The 15,906-nt window shown below is 40.6% G+C and carries 14 protein-coding genes and 1 riboswitch; of the genes, 2 read left to right on the top strand and 12 right to left on the bottom strand.

Annotated features, from left to right (window positions below; translation table 11 throughout):
* Positions 1 to 154: 154 nt before the first annotated feature.
* Positions 155 to 2,251 carry a transglycosylase domain-containing protein gene (locus FXW34_RS17475; RefSeq protein ID WP_147535344.1) on the top strand — a complete coding sequence of 699 codons (2,097 nt, stop codon included), beginning with the start codon at positions 155 to 157 and terminating at the stop codon, positions 2,249 to 2,251.
* Positions 2,252 to 2,318: 67 nt separating this feature from the next.
* On the opposite strand, the gene FXW34_RS17470 is transcribed toward FXW34_RS17475, so the two are convergent.
* The 8 genes from FXW34_RS17470 to thiM all read right to left on the bottom strand — a co-directional run bounded on the left by FXW34_RS17470 (position 2,319) and on the right by thiM (position 10,073).
* Entirely contained in the window at positions 2,319 to 3,554 is a 1,236-nt protein-coding gene (locus FXW34_RS17470; protein ID WP_147535343.1) for a Ger(x)C family spore germination protein, read from the bottom strand.
* Positions 3,551 to 5,131, bottom strand: a complete 1,581-nt coding sequence (locus FXW34_RS17465; RefSeq protein WP_246141149.1) for a spore germination protein — start codon at positions 5,129 to 5,131, stop codon at positions 3,551 to 3,553. Before FXW34_RS17465 ends, FXW34_RS17470 begins: the two co-directional genes overlap by 4 nt.
* Complete coding sequence (locus FXW34_RS17460; RefSeq protein ID WP_147535342.1) at positions 5,118 to 6,230, bottom strand: GerAB/ArcD/ProY family transporter; 1,113 nt, start codon at positions 6,228 to 6,230, stop codon at positions 5,118 to 5,120. The genes FXW34_RS17465 and FXW34_RS17460 overlap by 14 nt, the downstream gene beginning before the upstream one ends.
* Before the next feature lie 22 nt (positions 6,231 to 6,252).
* Positions 6,253 to 7,353, bottom strand: coding sequence for a GerAB/ArcD/ProY family transporter (locus tag FXW34_RS17455; RefSeq protein ID WP_147535341.1), 1,101 nt, complete (start codon positions 7,351 to 7,353; stop codon positions 6,253 to 6,255).
* Positions 7,343 to 7,582: a hypothetical protein gene (locus tag FXW34_RS17450; RefSeq protein ID WP_147535340.1), complete on the bottom strand. Its 240-nt coding sequence runs from the start codon at positions 7,580 to 7,582 to the stop codon at positions 7,343 to 7,345. Before FXW34_RS17450 ends, FXW34_RS17455 begins: the two co-directional genes overlap by 11 nt.
* Before the next feature lie 153 nt (positions 7,583 to 7,735).
* The gene (thiE, locus tag FXW34_RS17445) at positions 7,736 to 8,395 is read right to left on the bottom strand and encodes a thiamine phosphate synthase (RefSeq protein ID WP_147535339.1); all 660 of its coding nucleotides are present in this window, start codon (positions 8,393 to 8,395) and stop codon (positions 7,736 to 7,738) included.
* 41 nt (positions 8,396 to 8,436) lie between these two features.
* A complete protein-coding gene (thiD, locus tag FXW34_RS17440; RefSeq protein ID WP_147535338.1) occupies positions 8,437 to 9,249 on the bottom strand; it encodes a bifunctional hydroxymethylpyrimidine kinase/phosphomethylpyrimidine kinase in 813 nt (270 codons plus the stop codon).
* 17 nt (positions 9,250 to 9,266) lie between these two features.
* Positions 9,267 to 10,073 (bottom strand): hydroxyethylthiazole kinase, encoded by an 807-nt coding sequence (gene thiM / locus FXW34_RS17435; protein ID WP_147535337.1) that lies wholly within the window; start codon positions 10,071 to 10,073, stop codon positions 9,267 to 9,269.
* Positions 10,074 to 10,238: 165 nt separating this feature from the next.
* Positions 10,239 to 10,349, bottom strand: a riboswitch (TPP riboswitch).
* A 127-nt stretch (positions 10,350 to 10,476) separates the two neighbouring features.
* Here thiM and FXW34_RS17430 point away from each other — a divergent pair.
* Positions 10,477 to 11,265, top strand: coding sequence for an ion channel (locus FXW34_RS17430; RefSeq protein WP_147535336.1), 789 nt, complete (start codon positions 10,477 to 10,479; stop codon positions 11,263 to 11,265).
* A 47-nt stretch (positions 11,266 to 11,312) separates the two neighbouring features.
* Here FXW34_RS17430 and FXW34_RS17425 read toward each other — a convergent pair whose 3' ends face one another.
* The 4 genes from FXW34_RS17425 to FXW34_RS17410 all read right to left on the bottom strand — a co-directional run bounded on the left by FXW34_RS17425 (position 11,313) and on the right by FXW34_RS17410 (position 15,790).
* Positions 11,313 to 11,714, bottom strand: a complete 402-nt coding sequence (locus tag FXW34_RS17425) for a YugN-like family protein (RefSeq protein ID WP_147535335.1) — start codon at positions 11,712 to 11,714, stop codon at positions 11,313 to 11,315.
* A 110-nt stretch (positions 11,715 to 11,824) separates the two neighbouring features.
* Entirely contained in the window at positions 11,825 to 13,174 is a 1,350-nt protein-coding gene (locus tag FXW34_RS17420) for a glucose-6-phosphate isomerase (protein ID WP_147535334.1), read from the bottom strand.
* 155 nt (positions 13,175 to 13,329) lie between these two features.
* Positions 13,330 to 14,493: an iron-containing alcohol dehydrogenase gene (locus FXW34_RS17415; protein WP_147535333.1), complete on the bottom strand. Its 1,164-nt coding sequence runs from the start codon at positions 14,491 to 14,493 to the stop codon at positions 13,330 to 13,332.
* A gap of 106 nt (positions 14,494 to 14,599) precedes the next feature.
* Positions 14,600 to 15,790 (bottom strand): ornithine--oxo-acid transaminase, encoded by a 1,191-nt coding sequence (locus FXW34_RS17410; protein WP_147535332.1) that lies wholly within the window; start codon positions 15,788 to 15,790, stop codon positions 14,600 to 14,602.
* Positions 15,791 to 15,906 lie beyond the last annotated feature (116 nt).

The following is a 15,906-nucleotide window of genomic DNA, read 5'->3' as shown; positions in this document are numbered from 1 at the left end:
ACAAAACACACCAACGCATTAACGCAGTGGGGGACAGTCCCCCACTGCGTTAATGCGTTGCATTTTTTCTTTGCCAATTGCGTACATATGAGAGTAAAATGAATGGAATAGATTACTAGTATCATATTATGAAAAGGAAGTATGGAGAACGCGTATGCAGCAGCTTATTCTATCTTGGCGTGACGCAATTGTGCACTTCTGGAAAAAGCATCATCTAACAAAGATTATTCTATTGCTAGTTTTGGTTTTTATTTTAGTCACCATATCATTTTTTGCTTTTATGGCAAGTAGAGCCAATGTCCAATCCTTGAAGGACGGCTTAAATCAAGCGACGATTATTTACGATAAGGACGGGGACACCGCCAGTACCATATCGACGAATCGGACAAAGGGGATTACCGTCGAAGAGCTCCCGGTTCATGTTAAAAATGCAGTAGTCGCAATTGAAGATGAACGATTTTATGAGCATAATGGTTTTGATATAAAGGGGATTGCTCGGGCCTTTTTCCGAAATCTATTTGCCCTTGAAATTACGGGTGGTGGAAGTACGTTAACACAACAATTAACGAAAAACGCTTTGCTTTCACCGGAACAAACGTATAAACGAAAGCTAGAGGAACTATTTTTAGCCATCGAAATTGAAAAGCACTACGAGAAGGACGAAATCCTTCAGATGTACTTAAATCAGGTTTATTTTGGCAGTGGTGCCTGGGGAATTCGCTCTGCCTCAAAGAAATATTTTAATAAAACAATCGACCAGGTAACGCTTAGTGAAGCAGCAATGCTGGCCGGTGTACTCCAATCACCTTCTGCGCTTGATCCTTATAAAAATTACGATCGGTCGATGGAGCGCCGTAATGTCGTGCTTAAGAAAATGAAGGAATTAGGGATGATTTCAGCTGAAGACTATAACACTGCTAAAAACGAGCAAATCATGCTCCAGGATGGCGGTGGTAGCTTTATTGAAAGGTCATATCCTTATTACGTAGATTCTGTTTTAAATGAAGCCATCAATAAATACGGATTGACTCAGGAAGAAATCTTCACTCGAGGCTACCATATTTATACGGAAATGGACCAAAATCTCCAAGCAACACTGGAAAAGGTTTATGCAAATAACTCCCTTTTCCCTAAAAGTCAGGACCAAACGGTGCTTGTGCAAAGCGGCGGTATCCTACTCGATCCACAATCTGGTGGAATTCGAGCAGTTGTTGGCGGAAGAGGCGACACCGTGTTCCGCGGCTTTAATCGTGCTACGCAGTTAAAAGCCCAGCCTGGCTCAACGTTAAAGCCGTTGGCCGTCTATACACCGGCACTGGAGGAAGGATATAAATCAACTTCGATGCTCGTGGATCAGCAGCTACCCTTTGGAACGTACCAGCCTGAAAATGCATCGCGGACTTATCAAGGAGAAATCCCGATGTATCAGGCTGTTGAAAACTCTGTGAATCTCCCTGCTGTTTGGCTATTAGATAGAATCGGAGTTGACAAAGGTCTTAATGCCCTAAAACGATTTGGGATTCCTTACGAAAAACAAGATGAACATTTAGCGATTGCCCTTGGTGGGATGCATAAAGGGATTTCCCCGCAACAATTAGCGGAAGCATATTCTGCATTTGCTAATAAAGGTAAGCGGACCGATAGTCATTTTATCACTAAAATAGTCGGACCAACTGGAAAAGTGATTGCCGAACGAAAGGGTAAAACTAAGAAGGTTACCTCCAAGCAAGTAGCAAACGACATGACCTCAATGCTACTTAATGTTGTCGAAACTGGAACCGGTCAACGCACCAAGCTAGAAAACGTTCAAATTGCTGGAAAAACTGGCTCAACTCAGCTTCCGTATCCAGATATCAACGGGACAAAGGACCAATGGTTTGTTGGCTATACGCCAACTATCGTCGGCGCTGTTTGGCTCGGTTATGACCTAACGGATCGAGAGCATTATTTGCCAAATAGCAGTTCCGATACAGTCGTGCCGATTTTCCGGGCCATCATTGAGCAGTCACTGCCTTATATTAATCAAGATGAATTTGAAACTGTATCAATGAATACTAAGCTTGCTGAAAAGGATGAGACTGAAAGAGTCATTAAGGAAAAGGCTGCAGAAGTAAAACAGAAGGCCAAAGAAATTGAAGAAATGATTGTTGAGGAAAGTCCAAAATGGAAGCAGAATTTTGAAGAGGGCGTTCAACTGCTGCTCAATATTGGCGAGGAAGTCATTGAGCAAATTGGTGAATTAGTAAATTAATCCTCAAAGGCTTTATTAAAAATAACAAAAGAGTAGCCTGATTTCATTTGTCATTCATTGAAATCGACTACTCTTTTTCTCTTTCCTTCTTTTTTATTTCCTCAATTTCTGTAATAAAGCTGTTATTGCGGACGCCGGTTCTTCTAATAAATAGATTAGACTCAACCTTAACACTGGCATTTGTAAAATACTCTTCCCAATCATCCGCGATTTTTTCAAAGGCTTTATGCTGTTTCCGGTTTAAGTATTCACCAAATCCAAACACATCTGTTTTATATTCCTCTTGAACTGTTTTAATCATATTCGTCACAGATTCAACAATTAATTCGTTCATATCGCTTTCATACTTCTTATATGTTTTTAAATCTTTAAGCGGCTCCTGACATTGGGTACCTAACAGCTTAGCTTCACCGGTTATTTGCACCTTTAAATCAGCCTTACCTTTGTGGAAACTCGAACTCAAATTAGATGCGCTAGAAACAATTTGAATATCATTGTAAAGCTTTTTATTGTTTTCATCTTCACCGCATTCAACCGTAATATTCGTCCGTTTCAAATCCTGTGTCCACAGATAATTTCGGGTATCCTCAATCGGAAGCGTACCAATCAATTTATCTAGTTTAAAAATGGCTAAACCGTTAATGACCAAGATGGCATCTAACTGATTACTTTTATTATTCTCAACCGTCTTTCCTTTTTTCGGATCACCCTTAATCGTGACAACTGCACATACGGGGTTGATTCCCTTTGAAGTTATCGCAATAATAAAATCGGTCAAACGTACATTTGGATCTCCCCCCCAATCCTCAAGCAAGGCATCTAATTGACTATGAAGCTTAAGCGAAGGATCTCTATGAATTGGATATGTCATTCTTAACACATCCGATGCTTTTGCACCCTCGGCAATTAAAATATTAAAATCATTACGGAATTCACCACTTCGTTCAAGAAAATCGAGAAATCCAACAATTCCTTCTTCAGCAAGTTCTTTATCAATAATCAACACACGGGTATGTGAGTAGATTAAACGTCTGGACATTGCTACATTCATTTTTCTCGCTAATTCCGAGATTGAATTTCCCTCGAGAGAAAAAGTGATATTCGACGTATTCCCCATCGCTGTTGTTTTCGAGAGCTCTGATGCATTTACACTGCTAACTGTATACTTATATTTATGTTTCTCCCCTTTTTCCACAGCGATTCCCGTAATAATACCAATATCATTTAATTCAATTTTATCCCAGCAGCCGCTTAACAAAAACGGGATTAAGAGGATGAGCATGCAACTCTTAGCCCACTTCATCCCCCTCCCCCCTTATTTGGCGGTGCCGGCTTATGGATTTTTCCTTTACTAAATGATTTACTTTTCAAATAAGAAGGTTTTCTAATATCAGCCCAATTGGGGAGTCGAATAAACACATCCCCTTGATCCTCTATAATTATTGGAGCAACTGGTGCTAAATATGGAACACCAAACGAGCGAAGACTGACTAAATGAGCAACCATCAGAACGAGTGACAATAACACCCCGTACAACCCCATTACTGATGCTGCTAAAATAAACAAAAATCTAAGTAGCCTTGTTGGTGTGGAGAAATTATAGATAGGCGATACAAACGAAGCAATTGCTGTAAAAGCTACAACAATGACTAACACATTTGAAACCAAGCCAGCTTCTACGACAGCCTGACCTAGAACAAGTGCACCAACAATCGAAACCGTTTGCCCGACGGCTCGAGGCATACGCACCCCAGCTTCCCTTAGCACCTCAAACGTAAATTCCATCACGATAATTTCAATTACAGCTGGAAAAGGTACGCCTTGGCGCTGCGCTTGCAAGCTTATCAGCAAATCTGTAGGAATTAATTCATGATGATAAGTAACTAAAGCAACATACAATGATGGGAATACCATCGCCACCATAAAAGAAACGTAACGGACGATTCTCATAAAAGAACCAATGAAAAAGGAATGATAATAATCCTCAGGACTTTGAAAAAAATCAGTCAATACGGTTGGAGCCAGTAATACAAACGGGCTCCCATCGACAAGGATGGCAACCTTTCCCTCAATGAGTCCCGCCGCAACGACATCCGGGCGCTCCGTATTAAAGATAAGTGGAAACGTCGTAAACGTTTCATCGGCAATCGCTTCATCAAGCTGACCTGAGTCAAATACCGCATTCATATTAACCGCTTGGATTCGCTTCCTGACCTCAGTAACAATTCCTTCATCCACAACACCTTTCATGTAGCCTATCGCTATCGTTGTACGCGACTCTGTACCAATTGTCAGCTCTTCAAATTGCAAACGTGGATTTTTAATTCTTCTCCTAATCAAGGTGAGCCCTGTTTGAAGCGACTCATTGAAACTATCCTTCGGCCCTCGAATTACCGTTTGGGTGGTTGGCTCATTAATCGAACGGTACTCTGAATTACCGATTGAAAATAAATACGCCTGATCATTTCGATTGGCCATGATGAGAACAAATCCATTTAGCACGTCTGTAGCAATTGCCTGATAATCCTCTTTTGCATGGAAAGGCAATCCAGACCAAATTTTTTGGCGCACCTCCTCAAAGTCCAAGTCGTTATTTGCCTGGCTTTCCGTTTGATTGAGCTGCGATAACGGTGAGAGGATTTTATTACTAACCTCATTCACATCGACCATGCTTTTTAAATAAATAAGGACTCCTTTAGTTTGTGCCATGAAAATATCTTGGACTTCTAAATCACTTGTTGTCCCAAAGATATCCGTAAGCATTTGAACATTACTATCCAATTGACTTGAGATTGATGATGCTTCAACCTCGATTTGTTCGTTTCCCCATTGCTTGGCTTGTGGGAACAGCTTTGATAGTTTTTTTCTAAAAAACTTCATATTTGCTACCTCCCTTTTTACGCTGGCTCCAATAGCCCGTTACAAACAATAGACATGGAAAAAAATAATGAAAAAGCAGCATGACATAGGAAAGGCTTTTCCCATAATCTTTATATTCAATATACGTTGTTCCTATCAACATTCCTGAAAATGCCACTAATATAGCCATCGGAATGAGCATGCTCCGATAAGGGATTGAAAAAAGATGCTCTAGCCCCTTTACACCAGCATAAAAAAAGATGGTGGCTCTCACCAATATCCCAAGCAGCATAATAAACACAATCAAAAGATCGATTCGCTCGATAAAATTTAATAACGAAATTTCATTTGCAGCTGACAAAAGCGGAAAATTTGTACGCTCCTTTAATGGACCAAGCGTCAAAATTTGAAGCAAAGATGAATAACAAAGTATCGCACCACTTAATAAAACTGCAATTATCCCCCATTTCACCGCTTTTTTCTGCGTAGCCATCTGCGGAATAAACACCATTAGTGCAACTATTTCACCAAACGGCAAAGTGATATGAAAGGGAAAAATCGCTCTGAGAATAGGTGTTAAGCCATCTCCTAAGAAAGGTTCCAAATGTCGAACTAACAATTGACCCGAAAATAGCAAGGCCATACCAATAAATAGCAGAAAAACGATACAATAAGGGAAAAATATTTCCGCAGATCTCCCTAGTACCTCAATGCCGTGGTAAATAATATAGACACTAGTAAGGATCATCGTAATCATAAAAACCTCAATTGGCGTACTCGGAAAAATGGTATTGACCATCAATTCCCCTAAATTTCTTACTGACAGCCCCGCACTTAAGAAAAAATATAAAATATAGCCCATCCCAACAATGCGACCCAGTAATTTACCAAAACCAGCATCAAACATTTCATATAGATTCTTTTGGGGAAAAAAATTCATGATACGAAAATGAAAAAGCATGATGAACACGCCAATCCAACTTGCAATCAGGATGGCGATCCATGCATTATTTTTCGCTTCCTCTCCAATATTCAAGATGATGGTGCTGCCCGAATTAAACAGGATAATCAATACGACTAACTGTATTTGTGAAATGGACTCGGTTTGGACTGGCTTCATATTCTCACCTATCAATAAAAAATCATTTTTGCAATCTCTTTTTTGTTATTAATACGATACCTAATAGACATGGGATGCCTATTTGAAGTGGCATATGAAGATAATACGGTACAACCACCAAGCCCTCATCTATGTGTTCTGCCATGTTTGGACTAATTAAGATTGAGTAAAAGGCGATCTGCATTGAAAATGGAAATACCAGCTTACGATACGGAATGTTAAAAATGTGTTCCATTCCGATTAAACCGCCGTAAAAGAAAAGTGAAACCTTCACGATAATTCCAAACATAACCGTAAACACAATAATCAAATCAACCCGTTCAATAAAATTCAATAAAGATATTTCCCTGGCTGCTGTTAATAATGGAAAACTCGCCCGATCTCTAATAGAAACCCCTAACACACCAATTTGGATAATAGAAACATAAACAAGCGTTAGCCCCCCTATGACAACTACCCAGAGCGACGTTTTATTAAGTTTTTTTTTGAAAGTGAGTTTTGATAATAACAAAAGAACCACAATCAATTCCCCAAAAGGAAAACCTATTAAATTAGGAAATATCGTGTTAATAATAGGCTTCATACCATCACCCAAAACAGGCTCAAGATTCATTAAATGAAATTCACCCGAAATCAAAACCCCTAACCCCGTAAAAGCAATAAAGAACATTGTATAAGGAATAAAAATTTCAGCGGTACGACCAAGCACCTCAATTCCTTTTATTAATATATAAGCAACGGTCAATATCAACAGGATAATGACAATCTCAATTGGTGTACTCCGATAAATCGTCGTGACCAAAAGCTCTCCAAAGTCACGTAGCACTCGTGAGGCAATATAAAAAAAGTATAAAATATATAGGAAAATGACACTTTTCCCAAGCCATTTACCAAAGGACGCTTCCAATAACGAGAAGAAGCTTTTCTGATTCGAGCTTTCAAGGAGCCAAAGGTAAAATCGAAACAATAACATACCAATAATTGTCGAAATCCCTATCGCAATCCAAGCATCCTGCTTAGCCTCACCTCCAATTCCGACGACAACTGCCGAGCCGGTTAGAAAGACATAAATTAAGATAGACAGTTGTAAAATTGATAGTGTTTCATTCTTGTTATTGTCCATTTTCTTGACCTTTTTGAAGCTTTTTCTTATGCTCCTTAAAATCCGTGAACATTGCCGTAGCAAGCCCAATCCCTAAGCCAAGCACAATCCACCAACGATTTGTTCCGCCTTCTAAAGAAATGGTGAATATAAACATTTCCTGGAAAGATTTTTTCATTAAAAAAATGTCAATGACAATGATTCCACCAATCATCATCGACATAATGATCAAATAAATAAATGTAATCATGATTGACACACCTTAGCATACTAACCGATTTTAGGATATTGTGTTCATTTTTGGTAATTTTTATGCAGTTTTTTCCAAATACCTATAACAAATAAAAAGACGAGCGGATTCTCATTTGCTAGAATCCAACTCGTCCTTTTTCATTTATTTCTATTATGATTTCCCTTTAATCGCTGCATTGATTTGTTGTGCTGCTTCGGTTACGTTTGGTGCGTTGCTTATTGCTGAGATGACTGAAACCCCGTTTGCCCCTGCTGCAACCACCGCTGCACAATTTTCCCTATTAATCCCACCGATTCCGACAATTGGAATTGGATTTCCCATGTTTCTCAACTCTTGAATTAAGGTGAAACCTGCTGCTTCACGCGCATCTTCCTTAGTTTTCGTCGGATAAACCGGCCCGATGCCCAAATAATCCGCTCCTTGGCTAATGGCTAGCTCCGCCTCTTCGATTGTATGAGCAGAGACACCAAGAATTTTGTCACCAATCCGTGCACGGACACTTTCGACGCTCTCATCTTCCTGTCCGATATGTACCCCATCAGCATCAAGCTCAAGCGCTAAATCGACATCATCATTAATCAAGAATGGCACGTTATGAGCCTGACAAATTTGTTGGAGCTCAATAGCCAACGCCTTCTTCTCCGAACCAGTCAGTGCTCCATTGCCCTTCTCGCGAAATTGAAACAGTGTAACCCCTCCACTAATTGCTTCCGCCACCACTTCCCCTGGTGACTTAGGACAATTAATGCTACCGGCAATAAAATACAACGGTAACAGCTCTATAATACGTTCACGACTTAATCTACTCACAAATTGACAACTCCCTTATTGTGTTAACACTCCAAACTCGACTACAATTTGCTTGCCCCGCGCTGGTTGTATGCCCAATGATTTGTCGGTCCATGTCCTGCGCCAATATGGAGGTCTTCCTCGATTGCCGCCTGAATAAACGCCTTAGCAATTGCTACTGCTTCCTTCACCGTTTTCCCCTTTGCCAAGCTAGCAGCAAGTGCGGCAGAGAAGGTACAGCCTGTTCCATGAGTGTTTTTCGTGTTAATCCTCTTGCTTGTAAAATAGGAAAATTCAGTGCCATCATAAAAAACATCCACAGCTTCATCCGTTGCTTCGTCATGTCCACCTTTTAAGACCACATGCTTCGCTCCGAGGTCAACTAGTTTCATTGCTGCAGCTTGTTTTTCTGCTAATGTTTTGATAGTCATCCCGGTAATGACTTCTGCTTCTGGAAGATTCGGAGTAATGATCATCGAAAGTGGCAGCAGATGCTCCTTCAGCGCGACAACAGCTTCATTTTGTAATAATGATGCTCCACCTTTGGCAATCATGACCGGATCAACCACAAGATTTGTCCATTGATACTGCTTGATTTTTGCTGCAACCATTTCGATAATTTCGGCATTAAACAGCATTCCAGTCTTTAAGGCGTTCGTCCCCATATCTGTACCGATTGCATCGATTTGGCTGGCGACCGCATCTGCACTTAATGGATAAACTCCGTGTACCCCTAAAGTGTTTTGGGCCGTTACGGCTGTTAAGGCAGACATACCAAACACACCGAGCTCCTGGAACGTTTTTAAATCTGCTTGAATTCCTGCACCGCCCCCACTGTCAGAACCGGCAATTGTTAATGCTTTTCTCGTTTCCATTTCGCATTTCCTCCCTGTTAAAATTTTTCTATTCTGCTAAACTCTAAAATTTCATATTTTGATATTTTGTTTAATTGGTTTAAGAACTCAATTTGGAAGCTGCCTGGTCCCTCGCTCGCAGTCTTTTCAGCGGCAAGCTCTGCAGCGACTCCGTACACCGTTAACGCTGCCGCGCAGCCCTCGAGTGTATTATCAGAAACGGCAATAAAAGCACCAATCACAGAGGTTAATAAGCAACCAGTTCCTGTTACTTTAGTTAAAATAGGATGACCATTTGCGATTGCGTATGTTGTCACGCCATCTGACACGATATCCTCTTTGCCTGTCGCAATCACAACGGTATTAAGATTTTGAGCTGTTTTCTTTACGAGTTCACTCACGTTTCCTTGTGATGCTCCGGCATCGACCCCTTTTACCGTCCAATTTTCACCGGCAACATTAGCGATTTCAGCTGCGTTTCCTCTAATCGCAGTAAATTGAATCTCGCTGATTAATTTTTGTGTTACATCTGTTCTAAAAGGCGTTGCCCCAGCGCCGACTGGATCCAACAAGACGGGGACTCCATGCTGATTCGCTGATTTCCCAGCCAAGTGCATGGCCTCAACTGTTCGTTCATTGAGTGTGCCAATATTGATCACAACAGCTTTGGCGATTTTCGCCATATCAGCTACTTCTTTTCGGCTATCTGCCATCACTGGTGATGCGCCAAGTGACAATAAACCGTTCGCGGTAAAATTAGTCACCACAACATTTGTAATATTATGTACCAACGGATTCTCTTCCCTAACCTTCGCCAACAATGATGCTACTTTTTCTGTATTCATTCATGTCTCCTCCTTAATAATAGGGCTTGATTAAAAATAAGTTTCATGTTATTTGTCCTGTTGATTGGAGTGCAGTGCCTACAGCGGAAATCAACAGTAATAACCTGCAAACAAAAAAGCCAGATTCGTTACCGAACCTGACTTGAGTAAGTGAAAATCATCTAGTAATATTTCACACTACTTTCCTACGCTGGTATCATCCAGATCAGGTCCAAAGGGTTTAAAAACAGCATTCGTTTTCGTCTCAGCCCTATCCGGGCACCCCTAGTAGTAACATATTTTCTTATCACAAAATAATCATAGCCCTAATAAGAAACACTGTAAAGAATTATCTATTATTTCTGATTTAGCTTTCTATTTTAGGTCATACTGAAAAATAGATTGCAGTAATTGAGGTGGATTGATGGGGAAGCTTATATATACACGATTTCGAAAGCTGCCTTTAGTGTTGCGATTTTTATTAATTGCTTGCTTTACGATGGTTTTGTTTGGGGTCATCATCCACTTAATAGAACCGGAGCATTTCCCAACAGTTTTTGATGGAATTTGGTGGGCAATCGTGACTGCATCCACAGTTGGCTATGGCGACTATACACCAAAAACAATCCCCGGACGCATCGTCGGTATGCTGTTGATCTTTATTGGTGCGAGCCTGTTAACGATCTATTTTGCTAATCTTACAACTGAAGCGGTCACGCGCCATAATGAATTTTTAGAAGGAAAGCGGGTTTTCAAGGGGATGAGTCATTTAATCATTATTGGATGGAATGAACGTTCACGTAATATGATTGCTGCGATTACTAAGGAAAATCCTAATGCGGAAATCGTCTTAATCGATGAGACGTTGGAATCTCGTCCACGTAAGCTCGACAATGTTCATTTTATAAAAGGTAGAGCAAACTCAGACGAAACGTTGTTGCAGGCAAATATTAGTCATGCATCTAGAGTAGTCATTACGGCTGATCAAAATAAAGATGAATTTCAGGCAGATATGCATACAATTCTTACTTTGCTAGCGATTAAGGGCGTGAGTCCGGAAATGAAATGCATTGCCGAAATTCTTACAGCCGATCAAGTTTCAAACGCCCAACGTGCAGGTGCAGATGAAATTATTCAAGCTAACTTGCTACTGAGCTCCGTCATGCTAAAAAGCCTTCAAGTGAACGAAGAGGAAGGAGGACCAAAACGTTAATCCTCCACTTCTCTCTTCACCCGTAATGAACTTAATCATTTCGATGTTTATTTGAGGATAGTTTCTAGGTTTTGAACAATCGTTTTACCAACCTCTTGAATATTTGCTGGTATTTCTCCATCCTCATCAACTGGCTCCTGGAATTGATTGAATAACGCCGAGCCATTATCGACATGAGCATGGTCATCCAAGCCTTCTTGGTACACATGATTTAACAAATACGGTCGACCTAATTCAACAGTACAATTCCTTGAATCCAACTGGCCATCAACCGCTCTAAACGGGAGCCTTAAATATAAATATCCATCTCTTTCACTCATTTTATAGTCAAACGCACCGTGATCATAATCCCAATTCCCTCCGATACTATAGCCCATCGGTTTTAAAATTTGCTCTAGCTTATATAGGTCAAAGTGTTGCCCCTCTAGTTGTGATGGTAGTTCAATCATAATCAGCTACCGCCCTTTCAAATGTTTTGCTATTAGTTTTTCACGAAACAAAAAAAATAACCCGGAGCATCTCCGGGATATTTTTTGAAAAGCGGAAGCAATTAAGTAGATTATTTTAAACGTTTTTCTAATTCAGCTTTCTTTTCCTCAAAGCCAGGTTTTCCAAGTAGCGCAAACATGTTTACTTTATACGCCTCAACACCAGGCTGATCAAACGGATTCACTCCTAATAAATAACCGCTGATTGCGCAAGCTTTTTCAAAGAAATATGCCAAATAACCAAATGTATATTCATCCATTGCTGGAATTGAAACAATTAGGTTCGGCACACCACCATCAGTATGAGCGAGCATTGTACCTTCAAATGCCTTGTTATTAACAAAGTCAACAGTTTGTCCAGCTAAATAGTTCAAGCCATCTAAATCGCTATCTGCCGCTTCAATTGTTAATTCATGGCGAGGCTTGTCCACTTTAATAATGGTTTCAAATAAATCACGACGGCCTTCTTGAACATATTGTCCTAACGAATGAAGGTCAGTTGAGAAGTTAGCAGATGCAGGAAAAATTCCCTTTTGGTCCTTCCCTTCACTTTCGCCAAATAATTGTTTCCACCACTCAGAAAAATATTGAAGACCTGGTTCGTAGTTAATCAGCATTTCAATCGTTTTGCCTTTGTTGTATAAAACATTACGAACAGCTGCATATTGATATGCTAGATTTTCTTCTAATTCAGATTTTCCAAAATCCTCACGAGCTTGCGCCGCACCCTTCATCATCGCTTCAATATCAGCACCGCTCGCTGCGATTGGCAATAATCCTACAGCCGTTAGAACTGAATAACGTCCACCGACATCATCAGGAATGATGAATGATTCGTAGCCTTCTTCTGTTGCAAGAGTTTTTAAAGCGCCTCTCGCTTTATCAGTCGTCGCATAAATGCGGCCGCGTGCACCTTCAACACCGTACTTTTCCTCAAGCAGCTTGCGGAAAATTCTAAAGGCGATTGCTGGCTCTGTCGTCGTACCAGATTTAGAGATTACGTTGATGGAGAAATCCTTGCCATCAAGCAGGTCCATCACATCTCTCATATAGGTTGAACTTATATTATTTCCTACGAAAATAACTTGTGGGGTTTCGCGTTTTTCCTTTGGAAGAGCATTGTAGAAGCTGTGATTTAACATTTCAATTGCAGCGCGAGCCCCTAAATATGATCCTCCAATTCCGACTACTAGTAGCACGTCGGAATCCTGTTTGATTTTCTCAGCCGACTTTTGAATCCTCGCAAACTCTTCCTTATCATAATTTGCAGGAAGGTCGATCCATCCTAAAAAGTCATTACCAGCTCCAGTTTGCTCATGGAGAGAATGGTGTGCAAGCTTGATGAAATCTCTTAAGTATGTAACCTCATGCTCACCAAAAAATTGAAGAGCTTTTGAGTAATCAAAACGCACATGTGTCATGTATGAGCCTCCGTTTTCTGTATATTCCATTACACTTTAACGAATGATGTGGTGATAATCAATATCTCTCTGGAATATTAAGCGTTTCCATTGTGAAAACATTTTTACATTATTCTACAGAAATAAATAAGTTTCTACATGAGGATTGTAAAATTTTACAAGGATGCCTGATATATTGTCAAAACATCTTCACGATTTAATCTTTTAAAGTTGCCAAACTCCCCGTTCGCCATCGCTCGATCTGCCATTAATTCCAGTTTGCTGTCATCAATGTCATAATCCGCTAATTGAGCCGGTGCTCCGATGCTATTCCAAAATTCGCGAAGCTTCTCAATTCCAGCTAATCCAACTTCCTCGCTTGATTTTCCATTATCATCAACTCCAAATACCCGAACGGCAAGCTGCGCAAAGCGTTCCGGCTTCACCTTGAGCGTATGTTTCATCCAATTCGGGAACAGTATGGCCAAGCCACCACCATGTGGAATGTCATAAACCGCCGATACCGCATGCTCGAGATTGTGAGTTGCCCAATCACCACGGTAACCCATATTCAATATTCCGTTTAATGCCATCGTTCCACAGTACAAAATGGTTGAACGATGATCATAGCTTTCGAGGTCCTCCAACAGCTTTGGTGCTGTTTCAATGACAGTGAGTAGAAGCGATTCGCACATTCTGTCCTGCAGCAAAGTTTCGTCTGTTAGGTGGAAATAATGCTCTAAGACATGGGACATCATATCGACAATCCCATATATTGTTTGATTTTTAGGTACGGTAAAAGTATGAACAGGATCTAAAATGGAGAATTTAGGATAAATATACGGACTGCCCCAGCCATATTTCTCTTGAGTTTCCCAATTTGTGATGACTGAATTTCCATTCATCTCTGAGCCTGTCGCCGCTAAGGTCAACACGGTACCAAATGGCAATGCTGCAGTGACTTGAGCTTTCTTCATAATGATATCCCAAGCATCTCCTTCATACTTCGCACCTGCTGCAATCGCCTTCGTGCAATCTATAACACTTCCACCGCCTATTGCGAGCAAGAATTCAATCCCTTCCGCCTTACAGATTTCCACACCTTTACGGACAGTGGTAATTCTTGGATTAGGTTCGACTCCACTAAGCTCAAAAACAGTTGCCTCGATTTGCTGAAGCAGGGACAATGTTTTATCATAGAGACCACTTTTTTTAATGCTGCCTCCACCATAAACGAGTAGAATTTTGCTACCGTATTGAGGAATCTCCTGAGTTAAACGTGCTAACTGGTCCTTTCCAAAAATAAGCTTTGTTGGATTCAAGAATGAAAAATTATCCAATTACTTCACCATCCTCACCATGTTATTATGAACTATTTCCTTGCTTGACTTGCATGTAACATATTTGATTCGACCTATTTTCGTATTTACCTCCACAATTTACGAATTAGCACAGTACTTTTTTAATCCGTTCAACTGCCCAATCCAATTCTGTTTCGGTAATGATTAGCGGTGGAGCAAAGCGAATGACGGTATCATGAGTTTCCTTACACAGCAAGCCCTCTTCCTTCAATGACTCACAGTATTTTCGCGCAGAAGTATTCAATTCCACTCCGATAAATAAACCACGTCCTCTGATTTCTTTAATTAGTGGTGACTGAATTTCTGTTAGTTTCGTCAAGAAATATTGTCCAAGCTTTAAGGAACGGTCAATTAAATTTTCTTCTTCAATTACTTCCAACGCAGCAATTGATACTCTACATGCGAGTGGATTGCCACCAAAGGTCGAACCGTGTGAACCAGGATTGAAAACACCTAATATTTCTTTATTAGCCGTGACACAGGAAATCGGAAAAACGCCGCCTCCGAGTGCTTTTCCTAAAATAAAAACATCTGGTTCAACATTTTCCCATTCACAGGCAAACATCTTTCCGGTCCGTCCCAGTCCGACTTGAATTTCATCGGCTATGAATAAAACATTGTTGGCTTTACAAAGGTCATAGGCTTTCTTTAAGAAACCATCGGGGGGTATCACAATTCCTGCTTCACCTTGGATTGGTTCAACAAGAAATGCAGCAGTATTAGGGGTAATCGCTTGTTCCAGCGCTTTGATATCGCCGTATGGAATTAAATTGAAGCCTGGAAGCATTGGTCCAAAGCCTCGCTTGTACTCCGGCTCAGATGAAAGCGAAACGGCCGTCATAGTTCGACCATGGAAATTGCCGCTACATGCGATTATTTCAGCAGAATCAGCGGCAACACCTTTCACATCATAAGCCCAGCGGCGCGCAGCCTTAACAGCGGTTTCCACTGCCTCAGCTCCAGTATTCATTGGTAATGCCATATCTTTTTTCGTTAAAGTACAAATCTTTTCATACCACGGACCTAATTGATCATTGTGGAAGGCTCGCGATGTTAAAGTTACCCGGTCAGCTTGATCCTTAAGGGCTTTGACAATCTTTGGGTGGCGATGACCTTGATTTACCGCCGAGTAGGCACTTAACATGTCCATATATTTGTTTCCTTCCGGGTCGTACACCCAGATTCCTTCTGCTTTTGAAATGACAATGGGTAGGGGGTTATAATTGTTTGCGCCAAAGCTTTGAGTTTGCTGAATGATTTGCTTAGATTTAGTCATACAATTTCCTCCTCGTCTGTTTAAAAGCTAATTCTATTATGACTGTAAAAAGAAAAAAGAGCCAATTTCTTCCTAGTTTTTAGGTTATTCACCTAAATGTACTAGTAGAATTTAGC

It is taken from the genome of Bacillus marasmi, assembly GCF_902168435.1.
Classification (GTDB): Bacteria; Bacillota; Bacilli; order Bacillales; family Cytobacillaceae; genus Bacillus_BU; species Bacillus_BU marasmi.
This window is presented reverse-complemented; position numbering and strand designations above follow the sequence as displayed.